The 6,325-nt window shown below is 62.9% G+C and carries 6 protein-coding genes; all 6 read left to right on the forward strand.

Features of this window, described 5'->3' with window-relative positions; translation table 11 throughout:
• The first annotated feature begins 57 nt into the window (after nucleotides 1-57).
• A complete protein-coding gene (gene hemE / locus PHU01S_RS22955; protein ID WP_049867069.1) occupies nucleotides 58-1,134 on the forward strand; it encodes a uroporphyrinogen decarboxylase in 1,077 nt (358 codons plus the stop codon).
• A complete protein-coding gene (hemH, locus tag PHU01S_RS22960; protein ID WP_048748310.1) occupies nucleotides 1,127-2,065 on the forward strand; it encodes a ferrochelatase in 939 nt (312 codons plus the stop codon). The genes hemE and hemH overlap by 8 nt, the downstream gene beginning before the upstream one ends.
• Nucleotides 2,062-3,513: a protoporphyrinogen oxidase gene (gene hemG, locus PHU01S_RS22965; RefSeq protein WP_127510137.1), complete on the forward strand. Its 1,452-nt coding sequence runs from the start codon at nucleotides 2,062-2,064 to the stop codon at nucleotides 3,511-3,513. The genes hemH and hemG overlap by 4 nt, the downstream gene beginning before the upstream one ends.
• Before the next feature lie 113 nt (nucleotides 3,514-3,626).
• The gene (locus PHU01S_RS22970) at nucleotides 3,627-5,000 is read left to right on the forward strand and encodes a CapA family protein (RefSeq protein ID WP_246029319.1); all 1,374 of its coding nucleotides are present in this window, start codon (nucleotides 3,627-3,629) and stop codon (nucleotides 4,998-5,000) included.
• A complete protein-coding gene (locus tag PHU01S_RS22975) occupies nucleotides 4,997-5,773 on the forward strand; it encodes a glycerophosphodiester phosphodiesterase (RefSeq protein ID WP_049867072.1) in 777 nt (258 codons plus the stop codon). Before PHU01S_RS22970 ends, PHU01S_RS22975 begins: the two co-directional genes overlap by 4 nt.
• Before the next feature lie 25 nt (nucleotides 5,774-5,798).
• Nucleotides 5,799-6,325 (forward strand): DUF92 domain-containing protein (locus PHU01S_RS22980; RefSeq protein WP_174806399.1); only part of this gene is annotated, 527 nt, incomplete at its 3' end.

Genomic DNA, 6,325 nt, shown 5'->3' on the forward strand with positions numbered 1-6,325 from the left:
AAAAACGGGCATAATGGAAAGCGAAGGGAAATTCATAGAAAGAAAAGGGGAGCGGATATGATACAGAACGACTCCTTCCTCCGGGCGGCCCGCGGGGAAAGCACGGATCATGTGCCGGTATGGTACATGAGACAGGCAGGGCGGTACGATCCGGATTACCGCAAGATCAAGGAGAAGCATACGCTCCTGGAGATTTGCAGGCAGCCCGAGCTGGCAGCGGAAGTCACGATGATGCCGGTACATAAGCTTGGCGTCGACGCCGCCATTTTATATTCCGATATTATGAATCCCGTTGCATCCATGGGGATCGATTTTGATATAGTCGCAGGCATCGGCCCCGTCATCCACAATCCGATCCGCAGCGCGGAGGACGTGCGCAGGCTGAAGCCGATCGACGTGGAAGGGGATTTGTCCCACGTCCTGGAGACGATCCGGATTCTTGACCGCGAGCTGAAGGTTCCGCTCATCACGTTCGCCGGCGCGCCGTTCACGATCGCCAGCTACCTGATCGAGGGCAAGCCCTCCCGCAACTATCTGCGCACCAAGGCGCTCATGTACAGCGAGCCGGCCGTCTGGTTCGAGCTGATGGACAAGCTGGGCGACATGGTGATCGCCTATCTGCGGGCGCATGCGGACAACGGAGGCAAGGCGTTCCAGCTGTTCGACAGCTGGGTCGGCTCGCTCGCCCCGCATGATTTCCGCGTCTTCGTCCTGCCGACGATCACCCGGATTTTCAGCGAGCTGTCCGATCTGAAGCAGCCGGGCATCTACTTCCCGGGAGTCAGCTCGGGCGAGCTGCTGCCGGAGCTGAAGGGCCTTCAGGCCGACGTGATCGGCCTCGACTGGAGGGTCGGCATTGCAGAAGGACGCCGCCGTCTCGGAGGCGGATATGCGGTTCAAGGCAACCTCGATCCGGTCGTGCTTACCGCTCCGATGGATGTCATCAAGGATCATGCGCGCAGCATTATCGACGAGGGCATCAAGGAGCCGGGCTACATTTTCAATCTCGGACACGGCCTGTTCCCCGAAGCGTCCCTCGACAAGCTGAAGCTGCTGACGGACTACATTCACGAATATTCGGCCGATGCCATCGCCACCCGGAGAACGGCCGCAAAGGAGATGCCTCATGTCTGACAAAACGATCGGCGTCCTGGTCATGTCTTACGGCACGCCGGAGAGCCTGGACCATGTGGAAGAATACTACACGCATATCCGCCGCGGCAGCGCCCCTTCGCCGGAGCAGCTCAAGGAGCTCAGCGACCGGTACGATGCGATTGTCGGCGGCGTCTTTCCGCTGCGCGAGAACACGGACCGCCAGGTAGCCAGCCTGCAGGACAAGCTTGAGCAGGCCGCACCCGGACGCTACCGGTGTTATCAGGGGCTCAAGCATGCCCGTCCGTATATCGAGGACGGAGTGGAGCAGATGGCGGCAGACGGAATCACGATGGCCGTCGGCATCGTCCTCGCTCCCCATTTCTCCACCATGAGCGTGGCCAGCTACAACAAGCGGGCGATGCAGAAGGCGGAGGAGCGCGGCATCACGATGGTGTGCGTGGAATCCTATCATCTTCATCCGAAGCTGATCGAAGCGCTGGCGGAGCGCGTGAGCGAAGGAATGAAGGCTGTCTCCGAGAAAGCGGGAGGCGCTTCGGTCAAGGTGCTGTTCAGCGCGCACAGCCTTCCCGTCCGCATCCGCGAATCCGGCGATCCTTACGAGGAGCAGCTGCTCGAAACTTCCCGCGCCGTGGCCGACGCTTCCGGCGCGCACAACTGGGAGTTCACCTGGCAGAGCGCCGGCCGCACGAAGGAGCCATGGCTCGGACCGGATATTCTGGAGACGATGACCCGGCTGGCCGGCGACGGAGAGCAGGCGCTGCTGGCGGCTCCGATCGGTTTCGTGTCCGACCATCTGGAAGTGCTTTACGATCTCGATATCGAGGCGATGGCCGAAGCGGACAAGCTGGGCATTGCCTTCGGCCGGATCCGGATGCTGAATTCCGACCCTCTCTATATGGAGGTTCTCGCCGACTCCGTCGCGAAAGCGGCTCAAGGACTCGGGGAATGAACGGCGATCGGAGAGCTCTGCGGATCGCTGTGGTCGGCGGAGGCTTGACGGGTCTCAGCGCGGCCCATTATATCCGCAAGGGGCTCGAGGAGCGGAATCTGGAGGGCGAGCTTGTGCTCGTCGAGGCTGGAAAACGGCTTGGAGGACGCATCGAGACGCTGCGCAAGGATGGATTCACCATTGAAAAGGGACCGGATTCGTTCCTCGCCCGCAAGCTGCCGATTCTGGAGCTGACGAGAGAGCTCGGTCTCCTTGACGAGCTTGTCCGCACCAATCCGCAGGCGGCCAAAACGTACATCTATCAAGGCGGGCAGCTGCATCCGATGCCGCCCAAGCTCGTGCTTGGAGTGCCGGCGGACATGGCTTCATTCCTGAAGACGGAGCTGCTCGGCACGGATTCAAAATTCCGGGCGTCCTGCGATCTGCTGCTTGCGCCGCGCCCGGACGACGGGGAGGACGAATCCGTCGGCGCTTTCCTGGAGCGCCGCATGGGTCCCGATATCGTGGACCGGATCAGCGAGCCGCTGCTTGCCGGCATCTACGCAGGCGACCTTTACAATCTCAGCCTTGCAGCGACGTTTCCCCAGTTCCGCCGGGCGGAGCTCCAGCATGGCAGCCTGATTCGAGGCTCGCGGGCGGGCAGCCGGGGCGCGGCTCCTGCGGCTCCTCCCGATTATTTGCCCGAATCGGTCAAAGGCAGCGTCTTCATGACGTACAGGCACGGCCTTCGGACACTGGTCGAAGGATTGGAGCGATCGCTGGAAGGCGTGCGCATCCTGATGGGCACGGCGGTTGCTTCCATCTGTGAATCCGTCGGGGAAGGCTGCCGCTACGAGCTTGAGCTCGGCAGCGGAGAGAGGCTTGAGGCGGATGCGGTCATCGTGACCGCTCCGAGCCAGGCAGCGGCTTCGATGCTGGAGCCGCTCGCGGACATGTCCGAGCTGCGGGAAGTGAAGTATGTATCTGTCGCCAACGTGGTCATGGCCTTCACGCGCCGGGATGTGGAGTGTATGGAATTCGACGGCTCCGGCTTTCTGGTGCCGCGCTCGGAGGGCCGTACGATTACGGCCTGCACGTGGACCTCATCCAAATGGCTGCACAGCAGCCCTTCGGATCATGTTCTCCTCCGCTGTTATGTGGGAAGGGCGGGCGCCGAGGAAGCGGTGGAGCTGTCCGACGAGGAGCTGACGGCCGCGGTTCTCCGCGACGTGAAGGATACGATGGGCATCGAGGCGCGCCCTCTGTTCACCGAGATCACGAGGCTGCGCCATTCCATGCCGCAGTATCCGGTCGGCCACGTCGCCGCCATGGGCCGGCTGCGGGCAAGAATGGCGCAGCAGACTCCCGGCGTTTACGCGACGGGGGCGGCGTTCGACGGCGTCGGACTGCCGGATTGCATCCGGCAAGGACGCGAGGCGGCGCAGCATGTTTTGGGACTGTTCCAATAAGTGGACGGCTCCTTTTCGCTATGAAGCGAAGAACTTGGTATAATGGCATGGTATTTGCATCGCGACCGTCCTCATCCAAGCTACTTCATCATATCGAGAGGAGCTGTCTTTTTTTGTTCGTATCCCGTTCCAACTCCAGACAGGATCACCGTCGTCAACGCAAGCGCCGGCTCCGCCGGCTCGTCATCGTCAACTTCATTCTTCTGGCCGCCGCGGCTTTGCTTGTCGGCGGATTTCTATGGAACCGGACGGATCCTTCCGCCAGCGGAGGCGGCAGCTCGGCTTCTTCCGGAGGCTCCGGCAGCGGCGGGACGAGCCCGGTTCCGGCTGTTTCATCCGATCCATCTCCCGCGCCAAGTCCGAGTCCGCCGCCTTCTGCCAGCCCGGAGCAGCCTTCGCCGACGCCGGAGCCTGGCGAGCAGCCGAGCCCGTCGCTGAGTCCGACGCCGGAGCCGACCGTCTCGGCGACTCCAAAAGCGACGCTGCCGCCGGCTGTCTCCACGAACCCGGGCAGCGGCTGGAGCGGCGATATGCCGAAGGATGCGGGAGCTGTCCGCCTGGCTTTTACGGGCGACATCCTGCTGGCATCCAAAGTGGCGGATCAGATGGAGGCGAACGGCCTTGACTATCCGTTCAAGGGCGCTGCTCTCTATCTGTCCAAGCCGGACCTGACGGCCGGCAATCTGGAGACGCCGATCACGCTGCGGGGCACGCCGGCAGAGGACAAGCAGTATGTGTTCAAAGGCAAGCCCGGCTATCTGAAGCCGCTCAAGGACGCCGGCTTCGACGTCGTCACCGTCGCCAACAACCATACGCTCGACCAGGGCACGGAAGGGCTTCTGGACACGATGAAGTACCTCGACGACGTCAAGCTTCCCCATGTGGGAGGCGGCCGCAACGACAAGGAGGCCTTCGCTCCCGTCATTCTTTCGAGCAAAGGCGTCAAGATCGCCTACATAGGCGTCAGCCGCGTGCTTCCTGTAACGGACTGGATGGCAGGGCCGAAGCGGATCGGAGTCGCGGAAGCCTACAATTCGGCGAGGGCGGTCGAAGCGATCAAGTCCGCCAAGGAAAAGGCGGATCTGGTCGTCGTCATGGTCCATTGGGGAACCGAGCGTTCCGATCAGCCGAACGCGCAGCAGAAAAGCCTTGCGAGGGATCTCGTTGACGCCGGAGCCGATCTCGTCATCGGCGCGCATCCCCATGTGCTGCAGGGCTTCGAGCTGTACAAGGGCAAGTGGATCGCCTACAGCCTGGGCAATTTCATTTTCACCTCGAATTCGAACTCCAAGACGAGCGAGACGGGCGTGCTGGACGCCGTCTGCTCCAAGGAAGGCAACTGCGGCCTGCAGTTCCATCCGATGAAAATAACGCTCTCCCGGCCTGCCCCTTTGGAAGGAGAGGAAGCCGCAGCGCTGCTGAAGCGTCTGAACGGCATCAGCTCCGCAGCATCTGTCGGGACGGACGGAATGGTGAAGGCGCGTTGAGAAATCCATGCGTCGCTCATCGAGGCTGGTCCGGCGCCGCGCCCGAGAATACGCTGGCTGCGGTTCGGCTGGCTGCGGAAGCGGACGATGTCGAGTGGGCCGAGATCGACGTGCAGCTGTCCAGCGACGGCATTCCCGTTCTGATGCATGACAAGCGTCTTAACCGCACGACCAACGGCGGGAGGGCGGAGGCTGCCCGCGTTGCTGCCGCCAAGCTTCAGTCCCTGGATGCCGGAAGCTGGTTTTCCCCGGCCTTCAGTCAGGAAGGCGTGCCGCTGCTGGAGGAAGTTCTGCGGGAAACAGGGGACAGGCTGAAGTTCAACATCGAGCTGAAGCGCCACGACCGGGTGGACGGCTTGCTGGAGGAGCGGGTGGCCGAGGCGGTGGAGCGGAGCGGAATGCGGGAGCGCAGCGTGCTGACCTCGTTCAGCAGGGAGTCGCTCAGGCATTTGAGGTCGCTTGATACGGGCATCAAGACCGGCCTGATCAGCGACAGCTGGAGCGCATCCTTGCCGGCCGAGCTGTCGGGACTAGGCTGCAGCCTGCTGTCGGCCGATCATTCCGCGATGAACCGCGAGCGGATCCGCCTCCTCAAGGCGGCCGGCATCCGGACGATGGTCTGGACGCTGAACGACTTTCGCCTTATCCGGCGTTATGCGCTCATGGACCCTTCGGTTTTGATCTGTACGAATTACCCCGACCGCTGGCGGGAAGCGCTGCGCAGCCTTCCGCAGCCGCTGGAGCTGCCGGGGCGGGATGCTTGGCCGGGATGAGCAGACGAGGAAGCGGGGCGGGACGATGACGGAGAACGAGCTATGGACGCTGCTTGAATCGGAGCCGCTGCTGCGGCTGGCCATCGGAGCGGCTGGCAGCCTCGCCATTGCCGGAACGGCTTATCGGCTGCGGGCATTGTCGGGTTCCGGGGCGGCCGCGGCCGCTTTCATGGGAACCGGCTACGTCTTCTATGGAGGGCCGGTCTGGTTCGGCTTGCTGATTGCATTTTTCGTCTCTTCGACCTTCTGGTCGAAGTGGAAGAAGAAGCATGCGTCCAAGTCCGGAGCGGAAAAAAACTACGCCAAGGGCAGCAGGCGGGATGCCGGCCAGGTAACCGCAAATGGAGGCGTCGGCCTTTTCCTTTGCGCGGTTTACGGCTTCTGGCCGGAGCAATGGCTGCTGTATGCCTTTGTCGGCGTGATGGCCAGCGTCAACGCCGACACCTGGGCGACGGAGATCGGCGCGCTCAGCCGCCGGGCTCCGGTATCGGTGCGCACGCTGCGCCGGGTGGCGCCGGGCACGAGCGGCGGCGTCACGCCGCTCGGCAGCCT

The organism is Paenibacillus humicus NBRC 102415, from assembly GCF_004000905.1.
Taxonomy (GTDB): Bacteria; Bacillota; Bacilli; order Paenibacillales; family Paenibacillaceae; genus Paenibacillus_O; species Paenibacillus_O humicus.